Here is a 20887-nt window from a genome sequence, read left to right on the forward strand (position 1 = left end):
CATGAAAAAGCACAAAGGATTTACCCTGATAGAGCTCATGATAGTGATAGCCATTATTGGAATACTCTCCACCATTGCATTTCCGAGTTATCAACAACACGTTATCAAAACTCGCAGGTCTCTGGCGAAGGGGTGCCTAGTGGAGTTGGGGCAATTCATGGACCGCTCCTACACCACTTCTATGAGTTATGCGGGCGTTGCGATACCAAGCACAACGTGTACTCAGGACCTAGCATCAGACTACACGTTTGCGTTCGCTTTGAATCAACCTACCGCGAGTACCTACACTATTACTGCGACCCCGACAGGGGTGCAGACTTCAGATAGTGCATGCGGAACCTTGGGACTCACGCAGGCTGGTGTACGCTCCGTCTCGGGATCCGGTTCTGCAACTGTTTGCTGGAAGTGATGCGTTGAGCAGTTCAAGCACACCGGAGGCTCTAAGGCAGTTAGGTTGTGCGATCACGCTGGCCAAATTGGGTCTGCAAATTACCAACCCGAACCCCAGCATTGGCTGCCTCTTTGCTGATGATTCAGGTGACATTGTCGGCCAAGGCCACACCCAACGCGCCGGCGGCCCGCACGCCGAAGTTATGGCCTTACGGGATGCTGCTGAAAAAGGTCACTCCGTCGTCGGCGCCACGGCCTATGTCACCTTGGAGCCCTGCTCTCACCACGGTCGCACCGGGCCGTGTTGCGACGCGCTGATCCAAGCGGGTATTAAAAAAGTCGTGGCTACCAACCTGGACCCTAACCCACTGGTGGCGGGTAATGGCTTTGCCAAGCTGCGCGCTGCAGGTGTGGAGGTGGAGGTGCTGCCGCCTGACCACCCACTGGCGATTCAATCGCGCGAACTCAACATCGGGTTCTTTAGCCGCATGATCCGCAAGACTCCGTGGGTGCGCATGAAAGTGGCGGCCTCGTTGGATGGAACCACCGCACTCGACAACGGTGCCAGCCAGTGGATTACCGGGCCCGAGGCACGCGCGGATGGTCATGCTTGGCGCGCGCGGTCGTGCGCCATTCTCACCGGCATTGGCACCGTGCTGGCCGACCGGCCCCGCTTAGATGTGCGCCTGGTTGACACACCGCGGCAACCCCACCTGGTGGTGGTAGACAGCAAGCTGGAAACCCCGCTAGATGCTCCTTTTTTCGTAGCAGGTCGCGCAGTATTTATATACGCCGCAGCCCGAAACGACACTAAACAAGCTGCCCTGGAGGCACTGGGTGCTACCGTGATTTTGATGCCTGCGCGCAACGCAGCAGGCCAGCCCACCGGCAAAGTAGACCTGCGCGCCATGTTGGCGGACCTCGGCCGCCGCGAGATCAATGAGCTGCATGTGGAGGCTGGCTTCAAGCTCAATGGTTCGCTGGTGCGCGAGGGTCTGGTAGATGAGTTTGTGGTGTACCTCGCCCCCAAGCTATTGGGTCAGGGCGCGGGCATGTTTCACATCGGCCCCTTTACCGAGCTTCGCCAAGGAACCGCGTTGGACTTCAAATCCACCGAGATGGTGGGCCCGGACCTGCGCGTGGTCGCTCGCGTGCTGGGGCGCGACCAGTTCTAGGGTTTTGCGGGGGAGGCTCGTTCTGCCCTGCCCTTTCCCTGCGAAAATGCGCCCATGTTTACAGGCATCATCACCGGCGTTGGCCGCATTTCCGCCGCCCAGGCTCTGGGCGAAACCACAACCCACGGCAAGCGCCTGACCATCGAGGCGCCGGTCGGCTATTTAGATGATGTGGGCTTGGGCGACAGCATTGCGCTCAATGGTGCCTGCATGACGGTCACCACCTTCAACGTGGCCACACAGCAATTCACCATCGACATTTCGGCGGAGTCCCTGGATAAGACTGCCGGGCTGGATGCCTTGGGCCCCATCAATCTTGAAAAGGCCTTGCGCGCCCATGACCGCTTGGGCGGGCACTTGGTGTCCGGCCATGTGGATGGCATGGGGTTAGTGAGCCACTTTGCCCAAGTGGGCGAGAGCTGGGAGCTGAGGATTGTGGCGCCCAAAAGTCTGGGCAAATATCTGGCCTACAAAGGCTCTATCACCGTGAACGGTGTGAGTTTGACCGTGAACCGGATTGCCGACATTGCAGAAGGCTGCGAAGTAAGCATCAACCTGATTCCCCACACCGTGGACAACACGGCCTTGCACACCTTGGTAGCCGGAAAAAAGGTCAACCTGGAGATTGACCTGATCGCGCGCTATGTGGAGCGCATGATGACCGCTCCCGCGGCCACCTGACACCGCTGAATCAGAACTCCAGCGTTTTGACACCGCTGGCAGTGCCCAACAAGCACACTTGGGCACGCTGGTAGGCGAACACACCCACGGTAACCACACCGGGCCACTGACTCACTTCGGCCTCAAAGGCCAGCGGGTCGGTAATTTGCAGGCCGGTCACATCCACAATCCATTGGCCGTTGTCGGTCACCAGCGGCTTGCCGTCCTTCTGGCGCACCTTGCCAACGCCGCCCTTGGCGGCAAACTGGGCGATCACGCGCTGCGTTGCCATGGGAATGACCTCGACCGGCAGCGGGAACTTGCCCAGCGTTTGCACCAGCTTGGACTCATCCGCAATGCACACAAACTTGGCGCTTTGGGCGGCCACAATCTTCTCGCGGGTCAGCGCGGCACCGCCGCCTTTGACCATATTGCCGGCGCCGTCAATCTCATCTGCACCGTCGATGTAGACCGAGAGCTTGTCGACTTCGTTGCTGTCAAACACCGTAATACCCAGCGCCTGCAAGCGCTCGGTGCTGGCCACCGAGCTGGACACCGCGCCTTTGATCTGGTCTTTCATGGTGGCCAGTGCGTCAATGAACTTGTTGACGGTAGAGCCGGTGCCCACGCCCACAATCTCGCCGGGCACCACATATTGCAGGGCGGCCTGGCCGACCAGGGTTTTGAGTTCGTCTTGGCTGAGGGTGGGTGTGGTCATGGGGGACAATCCGAGGGTTTGAAATCTGAAAGCAGGAATTATCCGATGTCTCTGGTGCCCTACGCCCTCGCCCGCCGCGTTTTGTTCAATCTGGACCCTGAAGTCGCCCACGACATCACCATGGCCGGCCTGGCTGCCAGCCAAGGCAACCCGCTCAAACTGGCCTACTGCAACAGCCGGGTGGACGACCCGGTCACCATCGCAGGCCTGAAGTTTCCCAACCGCGTAGGCATGGCCGCCGGCCTGGACAAAAACGCCCGCTGCATTGACGGCTTGGGTGCCATGGGATTTGGCTTTGTGGAGGTCGGCACCGTCACCCCCTTGGCCCAGCCCGGCAACCCTAAACCGCGCATGTTTCGCCTGCCCGACGCCAACGCCCTGATTAACCGCCTCGGGTTCAACAACCACGGGCTGGATGCCTTTCTTGCCAATGTGCAGCGCTCCGCTCTGCGCCAGAGCAAAAACCCGTCACTGCTGCTGGGCCTGAACATCGGCAAAAACGCGGCGACCCCCATCGAAAAAGCCACCGACGATTACCTGATCTGCCTGGACGGCGTGTACCCGCATGCGGACTACATCACCGTCAACATCTCCAGCCCGAACACCAAAAACCTGCGTAGCCTGCAAAGCGATGAGGCGCTGGACGCCTTGCTGGGCGCCATTGCCGAGCGCCGTGAACAGCTGGCGCAGAAACATGGCCAGCGCAAACCCATCTTTTTAAAAATTGCCCCTGATCTCGAAGCCGACCAGGTCGCCGTGATTGCCGCCACCCTGCAGCGCTACGGCACCGACAGTGCCGGCAAAGTGAACAACGCCTGGGGCGTGATCGGAACCAACACCACCTTGTCGCGCGAAGCCGTGAAGGGCATGCCCCACTGCGACGAGGCGGGCGGGCTATCGGGCGCGCCGGTGCTGGCCAAAAGCAATGCCGTCATTGGCCAGCTGCGCGCGGCGCTGGGGAAAGACTTTCCCATCATCGGCGTGGGCGGCATCATGAGTGCGGCCGATGCGGTGAGCAAAATCCAAGCGGGTGCGGATGCGGTGCAGATCTACACCGGCCTGATTTATGCAGGGCCCCAGCTGGTCAAAGATGCAGCCACCGCCATCAAAAACATGAAGAATTAAGCTCTAGCCCCCGCAGAATATGCGGGGAGCGCTATCTTTTATATAGCGGCTTACGGCTCTATCGCCAGACCCAAGACCTTGGCACCATCGCCAATGGTGCCCAGGAAAGTGCCTTTGCCGGTTTGCAAATCGAGGCTGTACAAGCGGGTGGTCGCATGCGATTTCAGCCGCACTGCCGCGTAGGCCGCGCCGCTCACGTCGGCAATGTCCATGCTGGCGTCCGTCATGTCCGCCACGCCGATCGCCCCCACGCTGAACAACTGGCCGGTGTTGAACGACACCACCGGCTGCACGCCTTCGGCAGAACCCATGGTCACCAAGTAGCCGCCGTTGCGGTCGATGGCGAAGTTGGTGGTGAGTTTGTCGTCTTTCTTGTTGTAGGTGTAGGCCGCAGCCACAACCTCCGGCTTTACCCCCACGCGGCGGTCACCCGTGGCGTAAAAAGGCGCTGGATCGGTAGCGGCGAGCGCGCCGGTGTCCGGGTGCAATCGAACGTTTTGGCCACTGCTGCTCATGACCCGGATACGGTCCGCAACCGGGTTGAAATCCACCCCCAAAGCGTCGCCCAAGAGCGAAACCGCAGGGCTGGCCCCCACCGGTTTGAGTACTCCGGTGCCGGTATCCACGGTGTAGAGCCGGCCGGACTTGGCCAAAGCAAACAGCACCCCTTTGGCAATGCGGTAGTCAATACCCACCAGAGTGTCCCCGGCAGCCAATCCACTGAGCTGCACGCGGGTGAGCACTTTGGTGGGCTGGCCCGCATTGAGCGTTAGCAGCTCCAGTTTGTCGGTCACCACCTGCAAGGTTTCTTTGCGCGCTGTGCCGGGAGCATCTTGCCCTGTGGCACAACCGGCCAACATGGCGATGGCGGCGGTCACACCGCTGAGGGCCAGAAGGCGGCGGGATTGAGAGTGGTTCATCAGACTTTTCCTTTCAAGATCACAAGTTTTCTTCGGCCAACAGAGCCACATGGTCAGCGATAGCGAGGGCACTGGTCAAGCCGGGCGACTCGATACCGAACAAGTTAATCCATCCGCGCACACCGTGCTCAGCTGCGGTTTGAATCACAAAGTCGGCCGCCGGTTCCGTGGGGCCGGATATTTTGGGTCGCATACCGGCATAGGCCGGCTGCAGCGCTCCGTCCGGCAGAGCCGGCCAATAGCGGCGAATAGCGTCATAAAACGCGTCACCGCGCGCAGGGTCAACGGCCAGGTCAGCCGCGTGCGCGACCCACTCCACGTCGGGACCGAATCGGGCCCGCCCTCCTAGATCGAGGGTGAGGTGCACGCCCAGTCCGGCAGCCTCAGGCATCGGGTACACGAGGTGGCTGAAAGGGCTGCGCCCGGCCAAGGTGAAATAGCTGCCCTTGGCGTAGCGAGCGACCGGAATGGCCTCTGCGCGCATGCCAGCGCACTTGCGCGCCACATCGCATGCGTGCAAACCAGCCGCGTTGACCACCGTTTTGGCGTGGAGTTGCGTGCCATCATTTGCTACTAAATATATAGCGCCTTGCGCATATTCTGCTTGGGCTAATGGCGAATTTAGTGCCAAAACACCGCCTCGGGCCTCCATGTCCCCCAAGAGCGAAACCATTAAGGCGTGGCTATCCAAAATGCCTGTGCTGGGAGACCACAGCGCCCCCACGCAGCGCAGTTCGGGCTCCATGGCAGCCACCTGCTCCGCACTCAACAAGGTCAGGTCATGCACACCATTGGCGTTGGCCTGCTCGCGCAAGTGCAGCAAAGAGGCCATTTGCTCGATGCGTGTTGCCACGATCAGCTTGCCGCAACGCGTGAAGGGCAAGTGCCGCTCTTCGAGATAGGCATACAACTGCTGTTTACCTTGAACGCACAGCTTGGCTTTCAAGGAGTTCGGAGGGTAGTAAATCCCCGCGTGAATCACCTCGCTGTTGCGGGCACTGGTTTCGGTTCCAAACGCTTCGCAGGCTTCCAGCACCAGCACATCGCGCCCGGCAAGCGCCAGTCGCCGGGCGACTGCCAGCCCGACCACACCCGCACCCACCACCACGCAATCGACACGCTCCATCGCTTTAAGGGCTCACAGGTGTATTGGCCCGCGCCAGGTAGGCACTGGACTCCGGGGCGTCCATACCAAAGGTCAGTGCCACCGTCCCTTCGCCGTTCTGACCGAAGGCATAGCCTTTCACTTCATTGACCATGACAAACTGCATGCCGAACACTGCACCATCGCTGCAGCGCATGTCCATGGCGCCGGCATTCATGCGAGTGAACCGCAAGGCGCCAGCACAGCGTGCGGGGTTTCCAGTGCCAGAAAAGTTCAAGTCGCCGGTGCGATCAGGGCGCAGCCTTACCGAGCCCTCCAGCCGTTGACCGGACACCTGCATTTGCCCCTGCAAGGTCGAGGAGGCCAGCGTCCAGCCCACGTTTTCTACCGCCGCGCACCCTGAGAGCAACAACGCTGCGCCCAACAGCTTTACCGGGGTCCACATCGCGCTGTGTATAAAGACTGGATTCATTCAACATTCCCCGGAGCTGGCGCATAAAGGGCCGATGTACTATCTTAGCGACGCGGGTCACACGTTTGCAGGAGATTAGCAGCCGACTGACAGCGCATTTCCTCTACTGCAACACGGAGGCCTTGCCTCAGGAGCGATACGTTTGAGCCATGACAACCCCTTCTCCGCCGCTGCAGCCACGGCACTGGCACCATCCATCGCCCGACGTGGGTGGTTCAAGGCCTTCACCGGGCTTTTGGCCCTGGCAGCGGCGCTGGTAGCACTGTATTTCGCGGGTCCGCGCAACGAGTTCGGCCCCGCATCAGCCACTCCCCGGGCGCAGGCTCCGCAAGACTTGGCAGCACTGGACGCATGGCTCGCAGCCCAAGAGGCCCAAGTTCCCGACATCCGGCCCGGCAATGCTAAAGGCATCGTGTGGGCCCAGGCTCCCGGGCAGCGCACCCCGTGGGCGGTCGTGTACCTGCATGGCTTTTCAGCAAGCCGCCTAGAGACAGCCCCACTCACCGATCAAGTGGCCCGGGCCTTGGGTGCCAATGTGTACTACGCCCGACTCACCGGACACGGCCAGAACAGCGCCGCCATGGGGGACGCCCGGGTACAAGACTGGCTGGCAGACGCCCAAGAGGCGCTTTCTATCGGGCGGCAATTGGGAGAGAAAGTGCTCGTAATCAGCTGCTCCACAGGTGCCACATTAGCCACTTGGCTGGAGACCAATGGCGCGGCCACAGGGGTGGCTGGGCATGTTTTTGTGTCGCCGAATTTCGGCCCTAAAGATGAACGGGCAGACCTGATCAACGGGCCCTGGGGGCACCGCATTGCGTATGCCATATTGGGCGATGAGCGTCGCTGGACGCCGGATAGCGAGGCTGAGAAGCAGGCCTGGACATCCAGCTACCCTACCCGCAGCTTGTTTCCCATGATGGCGCTGGTGAAGGCAACCCGGGAGAGTGCGCTAGAGCGGTTCGCGGTTCCGGTCATGGTTTTGTACAGCCCCAAGGACCAGACGGTGGAGCCCCGCTTGACGAAGGACGCCGTGTCGCGCTTCAGCTCCACCAACAAGCAACTCGTGCAAGTGGACTACAGTGAATCAAAGGGGCAGCATGTGCTCGCGGGCGCCATCAAGGCCCCCACGGCTACAGCGCCCATGGCCCAAAGTATTGTGAACTGGACTCGAACCCTCGGACCATGACGACCTCAAGCACCACCGACACCCCTCAAGATAGCCAAGATGTTTTGCGCCTTCCCTTGCGCAAGCTGGGCCTGCGCTCCGGCATGGCACTACAAACGCGGCGCCTGGTAGAAGGGACCAGCAAAACAGAGGCCCAGTTCTTCGGGGCCATTGAGGGCAAGGGCGTCATGGTGGGACCTGCCAGCTCGGAGGCCGTGCAAACCGGCCTCAGTACCGGCGAGGTCTGCGTCGTGCGGGGCTTCACCGGACAGTATGAGTTTTCATTTGTGAGCCGGGTGCTTCAGACCTTTGAAGCGCCTTTTGCCTATGCCTTGCTAGCCTACCCAGCCCAAGTGGATGCCAAACAGGTGCGCCAGTCCATGCGGACCAAGGTCGCCTGGCCGGCGGAGCTCGGCACGGCGCAAGGGAGTAACTACGAAGTGGTCGCCCTGGCAGATCTGAGCCCTCAAGGTGCCATGGTCCGGGCCGACAAGCCTCTGGGAAATGTGGGGGACGCTGTCACCCTGCGTTTGCGAGCCGAGACAGAGGCGGCACTCGTGCAATTGGAGCTCGAAGCCAAGTTATGCCATCACAGCTGCCCGCCGGGGGGCAACCAATATGTCGCCGGCATGTCTTTTCAAAGAATTGCGGCCGATGACCTGGTGAAACTGCACTACCTGGTGAGTTTGGCGTCGTAATACTTATTTAACGGCTGGGCAATGGAAATAAAAAAGCCCACAAAGAGTGGGCTTTGATTCGTGCAGGACAGGCGTCATGCAATAAGGTAATCTGCCTTATTCTTGCCCGCAAGCCACTTAGGTGCAAGGCCACGCCCGCTCCATGTGTTGCCAGTAACCGGGTCGCGGTATTTGGCTGCAACCTTGTTAGTTACTTTTTCGGCGGTCTTTACACGGCGTGCAACACCGCCAAATACATCTTCAACGGTCAGCCCATGCTCTTGCACAAGTGCTTTAACTTGTGCAATGGCTGCAGCAAGCTCAGTGTGGCGCAGTTGAGTGATCTGATTTTCAAGCGCTTCTTTTTGCGCAATAAGGTCTTTGAGGGTAGTCACAGTTTGTGGGTCCAGTATTTAGTACAACTGAATTATAGTTTCTCTGCTTAAAAAAATCACCCCAAGTTTGTAAGCAACGTATTTATTCGAGCCTATGCGTCGTTAGTATCGCCAAATACTCTACCCATTACTCATAAGCAGGTCGCACCGAAGAAAATCACCTATCCCGCTATGTAATGCCATAGAGGTTTACACCACTCAGTAAACAAATATGAAGTGTTCGCCCGCCATGCGGTAGCGCCACCGTCAACATTTCTCCCATGCCACTTTCAAGGCTGGTTGCTGGTGCTGTGGCAGCAATGCCATACCGCATGGTGTAAGTCACTGTGCCGTAAAAATTTTAGTAATCGCAATCGCCTAGTGCTGGCTTTTGGACCTTGTGCGTCAAGCGCGACAAATTTGCGTCAAAAAGTCTTCTCAAGACACACACAAACATTGCATTTGTGGACAAGCCAAAGAAAAAGCCTTCTAAATCAACGATTTAGAAGGCTTTTAATTGGTGGGCGATGCAAGTTTCGAACTTGCGACCCCTGCAGTGTGAATGCAGTTTAGCCCAAACCCACCTCAACTCCCCAGAGGGGGAACCTCCACCCACACCCCCTCCAAACCACCCCAATCCCACCCAAATTACACTGGGAATTACACCGGACCATCGCGCATTTGCACTGGAAGATCGAGTGACCGTCGCGCATGCGCTGCACTGCGTCTTTGTCCCGGGAAACACCCCGGACCGGGAAACGATCAAGGTCCTTGACTGGATTTTTCGGCGCTATGGCATGAAAAAAATGTCCCAGGCGACCCGGAAAATACCGGCCGGTATTTGGCGCGCGATGTACTCAATTTTTGGTAATGACCTGCGAAAAAGCAGCGACAGGCGGCTGCATGCGCTACTTGATCGCTTTGATGCGGAAAATTCCGCAAATTCAGCAGCTGCCGCAATCACGGCTGTACTGTCCGACGAACCGAAAACGTCTTAAAACCATGCACTTTCACGAGTACGACTTATGGGCCCGCCTGGTCCAGGCCAACGCCGCCTGGAAGCGGCTTCCGGGCTTCACGGCTGATGAAAAAAGTGAGCTTGAATATTGGCTCAGCACGCTTTATGGTCACATTTGCGTGTACCACGGCGACCCACTCCGACGCGGTCACCCAAAACACACATATGTCGAAGACGCGCTTCAAGAGCCCGTCTCTGCACTCAAGCCCACCATTCTCGACATCGGACTTGGATACATCGACGCCGTTTTAATCGGACCCGTTGATCTCGTAATCGAAATTCTCGCCGCTGACCCGAGGCTCATGGCTGCAGCACGAAGTCGAGCATTTTGCGGTTCCGTGGGGGATGCGTGGATTGGCCACGTCGGCCAGGTCGTATCCCTTGTAGATGCGCACTCTGCGCGGCGGGCGATGGAGGGCGTGCTGTGACCACCGACCACATCCCCTTATCCCTGGCGCATCGCTGCGTGCGCCGCGTTCTGGAATTCCGCGACATCGACGAATGGGCGGAACTGTGTCTGGATGCGGTTCTTCGGGAGGGCGCAGGCCCAATGATCGAAGCCGCCAGGCTGTACATGCCGCTTGGGCACCACCCAGAAGTCCGCACAGTGATGCGACGCGCCGCGGACAGCCGAATTGAGTGCCTAAAGCTCTTGCGCAGAATTTAGAGTCCAAACTCCAATTTCACTTGAAAAACATCGAAGACGTGCTTTGAATTCGCGTCTTCGCATTTCGCTCGCCTTCAGGATACAGGTGTCAAGTATTTTGAAAAAATGTTGAAAAAATACAACCCAAAAGTTTTTAGATGACATACATTTCATTCATCGGCATCAGCTGATACCAATGCAAAACACTTGAATCATCCACATACACCGGAGAACTGAAATGACCACCACAAACACCGCAACCATCAAGTCCTTGACCGAAGCCCTGCAAAACGCCTTTGAGCTGCAAGGCAGTGACTGGAATGGAGCCGAGGAAAAGAGCATCGACTTCTCGTCCGCAGACAGCATTGAGAACCTTGGCGATGCAAGTGCTTTTCAGCAGTGGAAAGACGGCTTGAAGAATGCGAAGTCCGCCCTGGCCAAGGCCATCCCGCACATCGTCAGCGCAGCAGAAAAATCCGGGAATGATGGATACATTTTTTTCAATATCCCAAAGCACGAATCCGATGATGAGACTGCTGCACAGGATGTCAGTGATGCACTGATGGCTCTGATCCGCGCCTGTGACCAGTCAGACGCGGAATTGGCCGAAGAAATCTGCCAGTTCATCGACGAGATCGAGCAAAGTGCTGCCGGCGGCCACACCATCGCCAGCGGCTGGAATCATGGAACTAAGCCCGAAGACATTGAGCTGGCCGACGTGGTCAACGCACTTGATCTGGGGCTGGAAGCCTGCAGCGACGAATCGAACAGCCGTACTGATCTGCAGCACGAAAAAGCAGCCTTTTACCTGGGAATCTTTCGTACCAAGTCCAGCATTGCCGAGCTGGTGGCCGAGAATTTTGCGGCAGACATGAAGGAGTCTTTGCCCAAAACCGAGGCATACCGGTACTTCTCTGAGGTCACCGCCCTGAGCGCAGTCGAAGGCCAGATGCTGCTGGAAAAGAATGCCAATTCGATTTTCGAGGACTACGAAAACGGCCGCACCGTGTACATCTTTGACGATGAATCATGCGCATCAGTTAAAGATGGCGTGATCTCGGAGATGTCCAAAGAAGACGCTGAAGCTTACGTTTGAGTCTTCCATGTATAAGCACATACAAGGAAATACCACAACATAGTGCAAAACCCTTCGGGACTCATAGAAAGAGCGCCACGACAACAAGGAGCACCGAGAATTTCTGGCGGAGCACGAGACCATGGTGCAAGTAAAGCGTGGGCGCTTCCTGCCGCTCAATGGCCACCCCCGCTTCGCCCGCGCTTGGTTGCATGACTTCGGGATCCGCAACCCAGACATCCTTTGTGACCACCTTAACGCCCTGGCCAACTCCGCGGTGGAGGGCCATCAAAAGACCATAGCACTGCGACATGACGAAGTTTTTCGCAAGCTTTTTGACCTCACGCAAGAGAGAGACGGAGATCACACATGAACTCGAGTATTGAATCCCCCTGGCAAGAATTTAAAGTGGTGCGCATGACTCGTCACATGCTGCAGAGGTCCGCCCCCCCGGAACATCAAGCCCAGCTCGACCGCCGTTGAACACACCAAGCGCTTGATCCAAGCCCTGGGGGCCAAATGAAGAAGTCCAGCTCGGATAAGACCTGGTCGGTTTTCCGGACATCACCATACTGTTGTCGCCGACCGAAATTTGACAGCGTCAAGATTCCATTGGCGCCAACAACATGTCGTCAGCGACCCCGGAAGCTTCCTCAATAGGGACACCGCATGTCTGACCCACTCAGGCACCACCCATTTTCAGTTGCTCAAAGAACAGAGCAGGGAAGCAAACTTCTGGAGTGAAGCGTTTCTGAGGATTGGTGTGCCCAGCTGACCATGGAATCGCGGTGGCAGGTCCAGACAAAAAAATTCGTGGCATGTCAGTCAGTTTTATTTATAACTACCAGACAACTTTGTCCCCGACGGCATACAGCCGGCAAACCGACTTGGATTTTTCTTGGCAAAAATTAATTGCCCTTTGTACATGATTGCCTGCCTCGTTGGTACCTGATGCCCACCCAAATCCGCCACCACTTGCGGATTCACTGATTGCAAATGCGCGTCCATGACTCACAGGCCGTTCAAGAAACTTTTGGTAATGACTTAAAAGCACTTCGGGATTAGCGTGAGACGGAATCGCTTTCGTGTCATTGATGTCGGCAAAGCCTGTGGGCTTTGGATCTCCGAAACCTTTTGGGATGTCTATCTGAACACGCTCTTGGCTGGTAACAAAACCCATGGACAAAGCTGTCACGCCCACATAGGTCTTGCATCCCTTTTCAGGGCTTCTGTCTTCGCAGAACCTGACATCACCTTCAGCCGGAATTTCCAGTCCGCCGTTCCATCCCCCTTTTGTAAGTCCCTCAACCATGACTTCCTTAAAGGAACCAATATTTGGGATGTTCCGTTGATAGACCGCTAACTGCGTATCCGGAAACCGTGTCTCTAACTTTTGTGTCCTGTAGTCCACAGGAACTTGTATATCGATAAAGCTTTTTTGTACTGGGAGTTCCTGGGCGAACTGACGTTGCACACCACCTGAAAAGTATCTACTGCAAAAAAGATCGCAGCGCCCCATAACTACGGTGTCGATCTTCAGCGTGCGCATACGTTCACTGATGTATATCTCGCCCCCTGCTACTTCTGGTCGAAGGCTCGTGGTGTGAAAGAACACGACTCTCTCAACTTTGAGAGTTGGGTCATTCGTGTATTTTTTCCATGGTGCCTCCATCAAAGGATTCGGTAGTGCGTTGCGTAAATCTGACGCCCATTCTTGCAAAGGGCCGGACACGAAGATCGTCGTACCAACGCGAGTGAAATATGGATTAACGGCCGGTGGTGGGGCGTCGTTCATCTGAGCAAAAACGTTACCGACGATGAAGATCGCCGTGAAAGTTGCCACGTTCTTTAAGGCTTGAATTTTCATATTGTTACTCCCTAGAAGAAAGTAATTCTCTACCATTCGGCAGATCCCGAAGATTGGAAACACATGATTTCTGGATTTGCGGAGCACCCCACCAGCTCCACGCATCAAAGGTCTAGATTCGTTCAGAAATTGAACTTGAGGAGCTTCTTTCACACGGGTCATTACTGACATGATTCAGTCAATAGACTCGTGGGGAGAGATGTGGCTCCCACCTCCCAGACGTCGTGGTACATGTGGGCGCGAGCTGCACCTTGAACCTTACCCACTTGGCTCTTGAAGTTGCTGTAGTCCAAGTCGTTCACCATCGTGGCCATTGCCAACGCCACTTCGGCCTTGGGGGCTACCGCGCGGAAGCGGTAGTCATTGGATTTGCTCTCAGTGATCTCGCCCATACCGGGCAGGAACTTGTCACGTAAAGCCTCTAAGTCCGAACGAACTCGTGCACGTACTGTCAACGTGTTGCTGCCAACATCGCTGGATTTCTGCACCACACTAAAGAAACCTACTGGGGTGATGAGCCACATCGCTACCTCTCCTTATGATTTGAAGACCGTTTGACTGCGGTCTGTAGATCCGTTTGTCTTTGGATTGCCGGCGTATCTATCGTGGGGTCTGCCTCAGACCCGCAGCTTCAGAAAATTCCAGATGACGGGCGTAGACACCGTCGAATACAGCCTCCAGGCGCGCATGCGTCCCCCGAAGCTGTTGGACAACCTGTGCAGCCCAGTTGAAATACTCTTTCTTGCGCTCTGGTGACCAATCCGCAGGCGGCGAGGCCAAGATGTCTCTCAGATTGCAGATCTTGTCGGCCAGCTTGACCAACTTGGCACATCCACTAATGTGAGCCGCATGCTCTACCTGCAGGCGTTTGCGTTCTGCTTTGGGCAGTGCTTTGTCATCCGTGACTTCCATCACCACAGAAGCAATCTCGGGTCCAAACTGACGAATCAGCTCTTCCTGGGTGGTGTCGGTGTCTTCGATGGTGTCGTGCAGCAAGGCCGCACAGATGACCACTGGGTCTTGAACACATCCCTCATTACTCAGCACATTGGCCAGCGCCAATGGATGGTTGATGTAGGGTGAAGACGAGGCGTCTTTGCGACGCTGGTTCTTGTGTTTGGTAGCCGCAAAGGCAGCTGCCGCCATGGCCAAGCCTAACGGATGTCTGGTGTTTGTCATATTCTTTCCTCCTTGAAATCAATATTACATTATCATCATTTTGATCGCAACACAATTATTTAATTGATTGCAACATCTGCAAAGAAGGCTAGAAAGGCGGCACAATCGTTATCCAAGTCAGAAAGTACCTTTTTTCACCATGTCACACCCCAAGCTATCGGACTTCAGTCACGCCCAGCGCGACCGCTTGGCGTTCATCGAACTGCGCTTGTGGTTCGTGGGTGAGTTCCAGCGTCAGGATTTGGTGAGCCGCTTTGGCATCCAGTCCGCCGCAGCTACCCGAGACATGGCGCTGTACAAAGAGCTGGCCCCCGACAACATTGACTACGACACACGCAGCAAACGCTATGTATTGGCTCCGGGCTTTGTGCCGGTGTTCGATTACCCAGCAGCCCGTGTACTGACCTGGTTGACCCAAGGGTTCGGAGATGGAGAACCTGCCCCATTGAGGTCATGGGTGGCGTGTGAAACACCCTCTGGGATTACCCAACCTTCGTTGGCTACTTTGGCTGCAGTTACCCGAGCCATCCATCACAAGGTCGCACTGCGGATTGCTTACTACTCAGTGAGTAGTGGCAGAAGCATCCGGGAGATCGTGCCCTTTGCCCTCATCGACACAGGACTGCGTTGGCATGTTCGAGCCTTCGACCGTAAGTCCCAGGAGTTTCGAGACTTTGTGATCACGCGTATCGAGACTCCTGAGTTCCTGGTATCAGACATCGTGCAAGACCACGAGCGTTCAGAGCAGGACATTCAATGGACTCGGATTGTGGAGCTGGAACTGGTACCTCACCCGGATCGTCCATATCCAGAGATCACGCTTATGGATTATGGAATGACGAACGGAGTTCTGAAGTTGCGTACCCGTGCAGCGACGGCTGGCTACATGCTTCGCAAGTGGAGTGTGGATTGCTCAGCAGACCACCGATTGGACGGCCCGGAATACCGGCTTTGGTTGAAGGACCATCTCACCTTGTATGGGGTGGGGAATGCGATGTTGGCGCCTGGGTATTCCAACGCGGGATCAATACAAGCAGGCATAGCGAAGGCTGCTGGCTTGCAGCCTTGAATAAAGATCGGATAGTGGAAAAACGCAGAATGAAGACGAGTTATGCGAGCCATCATGCCAACGACTAAACAGAGGTAGCCGTAGCCACAATCTCCGCGCTCAGCACTTTTGCCACGTTTGGCCATTTTTTCTCGCAGTTTTTGCGGGCTATCAAGCTAGGCCTGCTTGAAACATTTAGTGAACAAAAGAAACGACGATGTCAGACAGACAATTTTCACCTATCCCCGGTACAGTGTTATCAGCGGAGCAGCAACAAAAATTAAGGCTCGAACTCGCGAGTAGCGGAAAATTCTCCGAATTCATAGACATGGCTCAACCGCTCGAACATGCTTTATTCTCCTCGGCAAGTTCCCTGTACGAGTTCTTTCACGCCAACGGTTACATGATATTGCGAACCGATTGGGAGCAGACGCATGTACCCAATGTGCCTCGTAGCTACTTAGGTTGGGTGTATGCGTTCTATACCATTGAAGACTTCCCACTTTATATCGGCGAAACTGGACGAACCTTTGCTGCTCGTTTTGACGAGCATGAAAAAGATGGCCAACCGTGGTGGCCCGATTGGCACGCAGTGAAAGTGCTGCCTTGTCCCACTCAGTCCATAAGGAAAATATTTGAGTCCCTCATCGGTCTCGCCGGCGGCTACGCAGCTAACAAGATGCAGCCTGTAGGTGTTGACAATCTTCTAGATGAGGTTGTTTATTCTTTGTTACTGCTAGGAAACAAAGAGAAATGCCCTCCGATTTTTCCTACTATTTCTCCACCGCTGATTTAAAGTGAATGCCACAGCCCTGCTCAGTGCTGAAGTTTGCTCCAGCCATTCGTTGGGCTGCAAAAGCTGCAACTAGGCTGGCCATCGACCTGCACTGCCATTAAATAGCGGGGTGAATCTTACTGACAGGTATGGGGCGAGGATAGGTCCCAAAAGCGGTCATGCGCTATGGGCAGCAACTTGCCTAACGCTGCGCCTGCACTCCCCTTGTACTTTGGAATACTGTAAGTACCGAGATTCAAGATTTAACCCGGTCCAAGTTTTTCGCGGTATCCCCCGTTATCAAACTTGGACACGTTAAGTTACCCATAGGATCCGTGGTCAAGGCTGTGAATAAGTCACACAACGAGTACGAAAAACCACGCCCAGCCTAGCATCCCAGACGGTGCTCATTTTTTGGGCATACAGCATGCCAATGCCCTGTGCTACCAAAACAGGGCGGACGTCGATCACCGCGACGCCCCCTCCCACTCTCCTGAGCACTGATTGTTTGGTTACGCTGGAATTCAGAGTTCTAACTGAAGGCTAGAAAAAAAGCGGACTCCTAATCGACCGCCTGCGCCTCCAAAAGGCCTAATTTGGGACGAGTCCACCAGACCCGCTCAAAATTTTTCGGAAGCCAAAAATACAGTTTCCCGACGCCGCCAAACCACCCCACAAACCCGTCCAAATGCACCTAGGACGCGAAAACGTGAAGGGGTTCACGGCACCAGGAAGGTGGCCCCAAAAAATGGCTGAGTTTAGAGCTGGTCTGGCAGAACAGCTCAAAATCCAATGCGCCTTTTCTGTGATGCCGCGGTCGGGATTTCGGGCCAATCGGACACCCTGATCCGCTTCCTGCCGTCTGCCACTGCGGTGGCGATGGCGCACTCCATACGCACCCGCGCTTCTCGTGGGCTCAGCCCTTCGGCAAGGTAGACCACTTCTTCGGACACCGTCTTTGGCAGGCCAAGCCCGATCTCCCGGGCAAGGGCCGCGTAGATGCTGCGCACGACGTCGCGGTGCTGGTCGGTGTCAGGGGCTGGGATGTGAAAAACTGTCATGTGTGACAGCAGGGGCTCAGGAATTTTTGTGGCGTCATTGGCTGTCAGAAAGAACCGGACGCGGCTGACATCCATCAGCGCATCTGGAACGGACTGATCTTGGAATCTCGAGGTGAAGCCCCCTTGAAAACCTGAGCCAGTTGGGAGTAGAGAGTTCCAACCAATGGAGTCTCTACGTGAAGAAATCAAAGTTCAGCGAAAGCCAAATCGTCGGCATCTTGAAAGAGGTCGAAATGGGAGCCCGGGTCGGTGAGACGTGCAGGAAGCCCGGAGTCAGCGAGCCCACCTATTACAAGTGGAAAAGCCAATACTCAAGCATGACGATGCCGCACCTGTCACAACTGCGTGAACTGCAGGACGAGAATGCCCGTCTCAAACGCATGTACGCAGATCTGGCCTTGATGCACAACGCATTGAAGGATGTTGTTGACCGAAAGCTCTGACCCCGCAGCGTCGCGAAACGGTTGTGCAATCGTTGATAGCCGACCATGGCATGAGCCAGCGCCAAGCCTGCATTGCCAGTGGCGTTGCCCGCTCGACACTGCGCTATCTGCCTGTGCCACGCGACGACTCCGGGGTAATCGCCTTCATTCAAAACCACATGGCACTGAACCCACGCCATGGATTTGACCTACTCTATGACAGCGCGCGTCACCAAAAGCGGCCATGGGGCAAGACAGTGCTGTGGCGTGTGTATTGCCAACTGCGGCTGAACCGCCCCGGCGCGGCAAGAAACGGCTCCCTGACCGAATCAAGCAGCCATTGCAGGCAGCGAGCCAACCTAACCAGGGCTGGAGCTGCGACTTCATGTCCGACGCGCTGTGGTCAGGACGACGATTCAGGACGTTCAACGTCATCGATGAATACAACCGGGAGGGTCTGCGTATTGAAATCGACACAAGCTTGCCAGCAGCGAGAGTGATACGTGCATTGAGTGAATTGGTCGAAGTACGTGGAGCGCCGCTGTCCATTCGCCTAGACGCCGGCCCCGAGTTCATTGCCCACGCGTTGGCCGAATGGGCCAAGACCAAGGGCATTGCACTGAACCACATCCAACCAGGAAAACCGACCCAGAATGCCTACGTCGAAAGATTCAACAAGACCTATCGAACCGAGGTGCTGGACTGCTACGTCTTCGATTCACTGCACGAAGTCAGGCAGATGACCGCGGACTGGCTGCATCGATACAACCACCACCGACCACACGAATCGCTGGGCCGTATTCCGCCGGTCTAGTACCGTGTGAAACAATTCTCAAACCTCTACTTCTAATTGGTTCAGGAATTCGAGGGGGCTTCAAGCAGCGATCGGGCCGCCAGACGCACTTTCGCTACTTAGCCTCCCTCCCCAGAAATCTTGTTTTGTGGGGCAATCATAGAGGCGAAAAGCGACGGTGAAGAAATTTACCGCCCAGACAATTGGCATGACAGACATGGCGAAACAACCCCAACTCAGTTCACTTCTAACAGGGCAGAGTGCAAGTCCGCTTTGAGAGGACCGCTGACTGAAAGCTTCAACGCATAACCAGTCGTATCGAAGATCGCGTTTTGAATAAGACTCAAATCCAGCTCTGGAGTGTTGGCCGTGAAACCGTCATGCTGCAACAGGAGAATGTTTTCTGAAAAAACATTGTGAGCCGCCTCCAAAGCGACTGATTCAACGCCCTGGAGGAGATGTGCCAGCCTATGCCGCGCCTTCTTGCCGGCAGTACGCATGACCAAACCGCAAGCATTGCGCAGACCGCCCCGGAACGGCCGATGCGTTTTGAGAATAACTGAGCTCGCCTTGGCGACATCCCCAGCCAACGCTTTGAAAAAATGGTGTTGATACAGGGCTCTCGCGGCTTCGACTCCACCAAGCATCTCTGGAATTGCGGCGTCCGGATCTTCCGATAGCCCCGCACCATAAACCAACGCAAGCAGCGCCTTTTTTACCTGCCGAGGTGTGAGACCCAAATTGACCGCCAAATCCGCGCGAATGGTGGCCTTGTTATTCAAATACTCTTCAATCACTGCGCATTGAAGCCCAGCTTTGGCTGCCATTTGCATGAGTATTGCGTAATGACAATTTTCGATGTCATAGTCCCACATTCCGTGCAGTGCGGAGTACCGCACCTGTCGATTGACGGCCTGTAAATTGATGCCCTGCGCGTACATACGTCCGCTATTTGATTGCTGGTACTTGTGAATTACGCAGCCAGGCGCTACTGAGTTGTTCGCGTGATGCAAGACAGTGCGAATTGCGTCGAGGACAAAGCCCGCATTTTTTTTGTCCACCGGCCAGTGTGAACTTTCGTCAGCGTGGGTTTTGGCAAGTTCAGCTTGGATTTCCAATTCAAACTGGCTCAACTGCTTCACGTTAACGGGCACTTCCGAAAGAACCAGGTTCGCGTTCCACCCGCACCTTGTTGCTTCTTTGCCGTGGTCAGTAGTCCGTTTTGCCATCAACCCATTTCTGGGTGACTTGTGTCGAACTTCGCCATTGCCGGATAGCAATTTAGTGGGACTCTCTGGAGTGTTCGCAAAAAAATCTTTTCGCAAAACCTCAACATTCGCGGTCAGTTTGAAAGGTTTGGTTCGACCCTCGATCTTTGACCAATCGTCAACAACCTCAAAAATGCGCAGCTTTGCGTTGAGTCGATTGAATTTATCTCGACCGAAATTTCTTTCCAGTTCAACGTAAGAAAATGAAGCCCAATCACTAAAGTGCGAATGCTGTCGGTATCTTGATGCCGACTGGAGAATCATGCTGGCAAGTTGTGTTTGGGTGCTCAACTCAAGCGCGGAATATCCAAACAAGTTCGCTGCGAGGTGATTTCTAAAGGCGTCTGAAATATAAGCATCTCTAATCATGTGAAATCGACCGTGTTTTGCAGCAGCGACCAACGGACCGTGTCCCGGAAGTACAAATTTTTTCGTTGACTTGAATGGATGTCTTGATGGTATTTCAGTGTCTTTGCTTTTGTGTGCAAATTGGCATGCATCCAGCCAGTTTGGTTTGAGCTGATTTTTCCGACAAAAAAGAACGTGGAAGAGATTTCCGTGCGCCGCAATTGATTCAGATCCGACTAACAGTGGCCTTCAATGCACAAAACACCACAAATGCACAGGAACAGGAACATCAACGGAGACACACAGACAACGCACAACACACAACACACTGCTTTAACTCACAAGGACTGCTCGGAGAAGTGCATTAAAAGCACCGCGACAGTAGAAATGAGTTGGTAACGAAGGGGTTTAATTTTTTTCGGAAACTGCCACGCATTGCATCTTGGTTGGGCTGAGTCGTCACAGATTCAGGCCAATCACCTGAGGTCCAGCGCTTCCTGCTCGGCGATAAATCCTGCATCGCGCACAGATCGACCAAGATCGGACCACCCCGCAGCGCAAGCGAAATGGTGGGCTGCTGCCGGTTTCAAAGACACTTTGTTA

The 20887-nt window shown here is 55.5% G+C and carries 22 protein-coding genes, 1 tRNA gene and 1 pseudogene; 12 read left to right on the plus strand and 12 right to left on the minus strand.

Annotated elements, in window-relative coordinates:
• Position 1: 1 nt before the first annotated feature.
• The 3 genes from QZW03_RS17425 to QZW03_RS03450 are packed head-to-tail and all read left to right on the plus strand — an operon-like array spanning position 2 to position 2246.
• A complete protein-coding gene (locus QZW03_RS17425; protein WP_366481311.1) occupies positions 2 to 409 on the plus strand; it encodes a type IV pilin protein in 408 nt (135 codons plus the stop codon).
• 52 nt (positions 410 to 461) lie between these two features.
• Positions 462 to 1565, plus strand: coding sequence for a bifunctional diaminohydroxyphosphoribosylaminopyrimidine deaminase/5-amino-6-(5-phosphoribosylamino)uracil reductase RibD (ribD, locus tag QZW03_RS03445; RefSeq protein ID WP_296508962.1), 1104 nt, complete (start codon positions 462 to 464; stop codon positions 1563 to 1565).
• 54 nt (positions 1566 to 1619) lie between these two features.
• The gene (locus tag QZW03_RS03450) at positions 1620 to 2246 is read left to right on the plus strand and encodes a riboflavin synthase (protein ID WP_296508374.1); all 627 of its coding nucleotides are present in this window, start codon (positions 1620 to 1622) and stop codon (positions 2244 to 2246) included.
• Positions 2247 to 2256: 10 nt separating this feature from the next.
• Here the strand turns inward: QZW03_RS03450 and rpiA are convergent, their stop codons facing one another.
• Positions 2257 to 2943, minus strand: coding sequence for a ribose-5-phosphate isomerase RpiA (rpiA, locus tag QZW03_RS03455; protein WP_296508376.1), 687 nt, complete (start codon positions 2941 to 2943; stop codon positions 2257 to 2259).
• A 45-nt stretch (positions 2944 to 2988) separates the two neighbouring features.
• On the opposite strand from rpiA, the gene QZW03_RS03460 reads away from it, so the two are divergent.
• Positions 2989 to 4068, plus strand: a complete 1080-nt coding sequence (locus tag QZW03_RS03460; protein WP_296508379.1) for a quinone-dependent dihydroorotate dehydrogenase — start codon at positions 2989 to 2991, stop codon at positions 4066 to 4068.
• A 50-nt stretch (positions 4069 to 4118) separates the two neighbouring features.
• On the opposite strand, the gene QZW03_RS03465 is transcribed toward QZW03_RS03460, so the two are convergent.
• The 3 genes from QZW03_RS03465 to QZW03_RS03475 are packed head-to-tail and all read right to left on the minus strand — an operon-like array spanning position 4119 to position 6565.
• Entirely contained in the window at positions 4119 to 4988 is an 870-nt protein-coding gene (locus QZW03_RS03465; protein WP_296508380.1) for a DUF4394 domain-containing protein, read from the minus strand.
• 19 nt (positions 4989 to 5007) lie between these two features.
• Positions 5008 to 6114 (minus strand): NAD(P)/FAD-dependent oxidoreductase, encoded by a 1107-nt coding sequence (locus QZW03_RS03470; RefSeq protein WP_296508381.1) that lies wholly within the window; start codon positions 6112 to 6114, stop codon positions 5008 to 5010.
• A 4-nt stretch (positions 6115 to 6118) separates the two neighbouring features.
• Positions 6119 to 6565 (minus strand): hypothetical protein, encoded by a 447-nt coding sequence (locus QZW03_RS03475; RefSeq protein ID WP_296508383.1) that lies wholly within the window; start codon positions 6563 to 6565, stop codon positions 6119 to 6121.
• 142 nt (positions 6566 to 6707) lie between these two features.
• Between QZW03_RS03475 and QZW03_RS03480 the strand changes: the two genes are divergently transcribed.
• Together QZW03_RS03480 and QZW03_RS03485 are read left to right on the plus strand one after the other, a co-directional pair.
• Positions 6708 to 7754: an alpha/beta hydrolase gene (locus QZW03_RS03480; RefSeq protein WP_296508385.1), complete on the plus strand. Its 1047-nt coding sequence runs from the start codon at positions 6708 to 6710 to the stop codon at positions 7752 to 7754.
• On the plus strand, positions 7751 to 8431 hold the full coding sequence (locus QZW03_RS03485; RefSeq protein WP_296508387.1) for a PilZ domain-containing protein: 681 nt from the start codon (positions 7751 to 7753) through the stop codon (positions 8429 to 8431). The genes QZW03_RS03480 and QZW03_RS03485 overlap by 4 nt, the downstream gene beginning before the upstream one ends.
• A gap of 74 nt (positions 8432 to 8505) precedes the next feature.
• Here QZW03_RS03485 and QZW03_RS03490 read toward each other — a convergent pair whose 3' ends face one another.
• Both QZW03_RS03490 and QZW03_RS03495 read right to left on the minus strand, forming a co-directional pair.
• Positions 8506 to 8805 carry an H-NS histone family protein gene (locus QZW03_RS03490; protein WP_296508389.1) on the minus strand — a complete coding sequence of 100 codons (300 nt, stop codon included), beginning with the start codon at positions 8803 to 8805 and terminating at the stop codon, positions 8506 to 8508.
• Between the two features lie 497 nt (positions 8806 to 9302).
• A tRNA-Ser gene (locus QZW03_RS03495) sits at positions 9303 to 9379 on the minus strand.
• Positions 9380 to 9654: 275 nt separating this feature from the next.
• Here QZW03_RS03495 and QZW03_RS03500 point away from each other — a divergent pair.
• The 3 genes from QZW03_RS03500 to QZW03_RS03510 all read left to right on the plus strand — a co-directional run bounded on the left by QZW03_RS03500 (position 9655) and on the right by QZW03_RS03510 (position 11544).
• Entirely contained in the window at positions 9655 to 10230 is a 576-nt protein-coding gene (locus QZW03_RS03500) for a hypothetical protein (protein WP_296508392.1), read from the plus strand.
• A complete protein-coding gene (locus QZW03_RS03505) occupies positions 10227 to 10469 on the plus strand; it encodes a hypothetical protein (RefSeq protein WP_296508393.1) in 243 nt (80 codons plus the stop codon). Before QZW03_RS03500 ends, QZW03_RS03505 begins: the two co-directional genes overlap by 4 nt.
• Before the next feature lie 217 nt (positions 10470 to 10686).
• Positions 10687 to 11544, plus strand: a complete 858-nt coding sequence (locus tag QZW03_RS03510) for a hypothetical protein (protein ID WP_296508395.1) — start codon at positions 10687 to 10689, stop codon at positions 11542 to 11544.
• Positions 11545 to 11605: 61 nt separating this feature from the next.
• Here QZW03_RS03510 and QZW03_RS03515 read toward each other — a convergent pair whose 3' ends face one another.
• The 4 genes from QZW03_RS03515 to QZW03_RS03530 all read right to left on the minus strand — a co-directional run bounded on the left by QZW03_RS03515 (position 11606) and on the right by QZW03_RS03530 (position 14569).
• Positions 11606 to 11890: a hypothetical protein gene (locus QZW03_RS03515; RefSeq protein WP_296508397.1), complete on the minus strand. Its 285-nt coding sequence runs from the start codon at positions 11888 to 11890 to the stop codon at positions 11606 to 11608.
• A gap of 474 nt (positions 11891 to 12364) precedes the next feature.
• Entirely contained in the window at positions 12365 to 13561 is a 1197-nt protein-coding gene (locus QZW03_RS03520; RefSeq protein ID WP_296508399.1) for a hypothetical protein, read from the minus strand.
• A complete protein-coding gene (locus QZW03_RS03525) occupies positions 13552 to 13845 on the minus strand; it encodes a hypothetical protein (RefSeq protein WP_296508401.1) in 294 nt (97 codons plus the stop codon). Before QZW03_RS03525 ends, QZW03_RS03520 begins: the two co-directional genes overlap by 10 nt.
• Positions 13846 to 13990: 145 nt before the next feature.
• Positions 13991 to 14569, minus strand: coding sequence for an HD domain-containing protein (locus tag QZW03_RS03530; RefSeq protein WP_296508403.1), 579 nt, complete (start codon positions 14567 to 14569; stop codon positions 13991 to 13993).
• A gap of 139 nt (positions 14570 to 14708) precedes the next feature.
• On the opposite strand from QZW03_RS03530, the gene QZW03_RS03535 reads away from it, so the two are divergent.
• Together QZW03_RS03535 and QZW03_RS03540 are read left to right on the plus strand one after the other, a co-directional pair.
• Entirely contained in the window at positions 14709 to 15638 is a 930-nt protein-coding gene (locus tag QZW03_RS03535) for a WYL domain-containing protein (protein ID WP_296508405.1), read from the plus strand.
• 196 nt (positions 15639 to 15834) lie between these two features.
• Complete coding sequence (locus QZW03_RS03540) at positions 15835 to 16413, plus strand: hypothetical protein (protein ID WP_296508408.1); 579 nt, start codon at positions 15835 to 15837, stop codon at positions 16411 to 16413.
• 761 nt (positions 16414 to 17174) lie between these two features.
• On the opposite strand, the gene QZW03_RS03545 is transcribed toward QZW03_RS03540, so the two are convergent.
• On the minus strand, positions 17175 to 17528 hold the full coding sequence (locus tag QZW03_RS03545) for a hypothetical protein (protein ID WP_296508409.1): 354 nt from the start codon (positions 17526 to 17528) through the stop codon (positions 17175 to 17177).
• A gap of 101 nt (positions 17529 to 17629) precedes the next feature.
• Between QZW03_RS03545 and QZW03_RS03550 the strand changes: the two are divergent.
• Positions 17630 to 18689: pseudogene (locus tag QZW03_RS03550) on the plus strand (IS3 family transposase).
• Between the two features lie 215 nt (positions 18690 to 18904).
• Here QZW03_RS03550 and QZW03_RS03555 read toward each other — a convergent pair.
• Positions 18905 to 20305 carry a hypothetical protein gene (locus tag QZW03_RS03555; protein WP_296508411.1) on the minus strand — a complete coding sequence of 467 codons (1401 nt, stop codon included), beginning with the start codon at positions 20303 to 20305 and terminating at the stop codon, positions 18905 to 18907.
• Between the last annotated feature and the right edge of the window lie 582 nt (positions 20306 to 20887).

This window comes from Rhodoferax sp. (genome assembly GCF_013297935.1).
Lineage (GTDB): Bacteria > Pseudomonadota > Gammaproteobacteria > Burkholderiales > Burkholderiaceae_C > Allorhodoferax.

Bases quoted from the DNA above. Each gene is read 5' to 3' on its own strand.
- QZW03_RS17425 (WP_366481311.1), top strand. From the start codon at position 2: ATGAAAAAGCACAAAGGATTTACCCTGATAGAGCTCATGATAGTGATA.
- QZW03_RS03450 (WP_296508374.1), top strand. From the start codon at position 1,620: ATGTTTACAGGCATCATCACCGGCGTTGGCCGCATTTCCGCCGCCCAG.
- rpiA (WP_296508376.1), bottom strand. From the start codon at position 2,943: ATGACCACACCCACCCTCAGCCAAGACGAACTCAAAACCCTGGTCGGC.
- QZW03_RS03460 (WP_296508379.1), top strand. From the start codon at position 2,989: ATGTCTCTGGTGCCCTACGCCCTCGCCCGCCGCGTTTTGTTCAATCTG.
- QZW03_RS03465 (WP_296508380.1), bottom strand. From the start codon at position 4,988: ATGAACCACTCTCAATCCCGCCGCCTTCTGGCCCTCAGCGGTGTGACC.
- QZW03_RS03470 (WP_296508381.1), bottom strand. From the start codon at position 6,114: ATGGAGCGTGTCGATTGCGTGGTGGTGGGTGCGGGTGTGGTCGGGCTG.
- QZW03_RS03475 (WP_296508383.1), bottom strand. From the start codon at position 6,565: ATGAATCCAGTCTTTATACACAGCGCGATGTGGACCCCGGTAAAGCTG.
- QZW03_RS03485 (WP_296508387.1), top strand. From the start codon at position 7,751: ATGACGACCTCAAGCACCACCGACACCCCTCAAGATAGCCAAGATGTT.
- QZW03_RS03500 (WP_296508392.1), top strand. From the start codon at position 9,655: ATGACCTGCGAAAAAGCAGCGACAGGCGGCTGCATGCGCTACTTGATC.
- QZW03_RS03510 (WP_296508395.1), top strand. From the start codon at position 10,687: ATGACCACCACAAACACCGCAACCATCAAGTCCTTGACCGAAGCCCTG.
- QZW03_RS03520 (WP_296508399.1), bottom strand. From the start codon at position 13,561: ATGTCAGTAATGACCCGTGTGAAAGAAGCTCCTCAAGTTCAATTTCTG.
- QZW03_RS03530 (WP_296508403.1), bottom strand. From the start codon at position 14,569: ATGACAAACACCAGACATCCGTTAGGCTTGGCCATGGCGGCAGCTGCC.
- QZW03_RS03535 (WP_296508405.1), top strand. From the start codon at position 14,709: ATGTCACACCCCAAGCTATCGGACTTCAGTCACGCCCAGCGCGACCGC.
- QZW03_RS03540 (WP_296508408.1), top strand. From the start codon at position 15,835: ATGTCAGACAGACAATTTTCACCTATCCCCGGTACAGTGTTATCAGCG.
- QZW03_RS03545 (WP_296508409.1), bottom strand. From the start codon at position 17,528: ATGGATGTCAGCCGCGTCCGGTTCTTTCTGACAGCCAATGACGCCACA.
- QZW03_RS03555 (WP_296508411.1), bottom strand. From the start codon at position 20,305: ATGATTAGAGATGCTTATATTTCAGACGCCTTTAGAAATCACCTCGCA.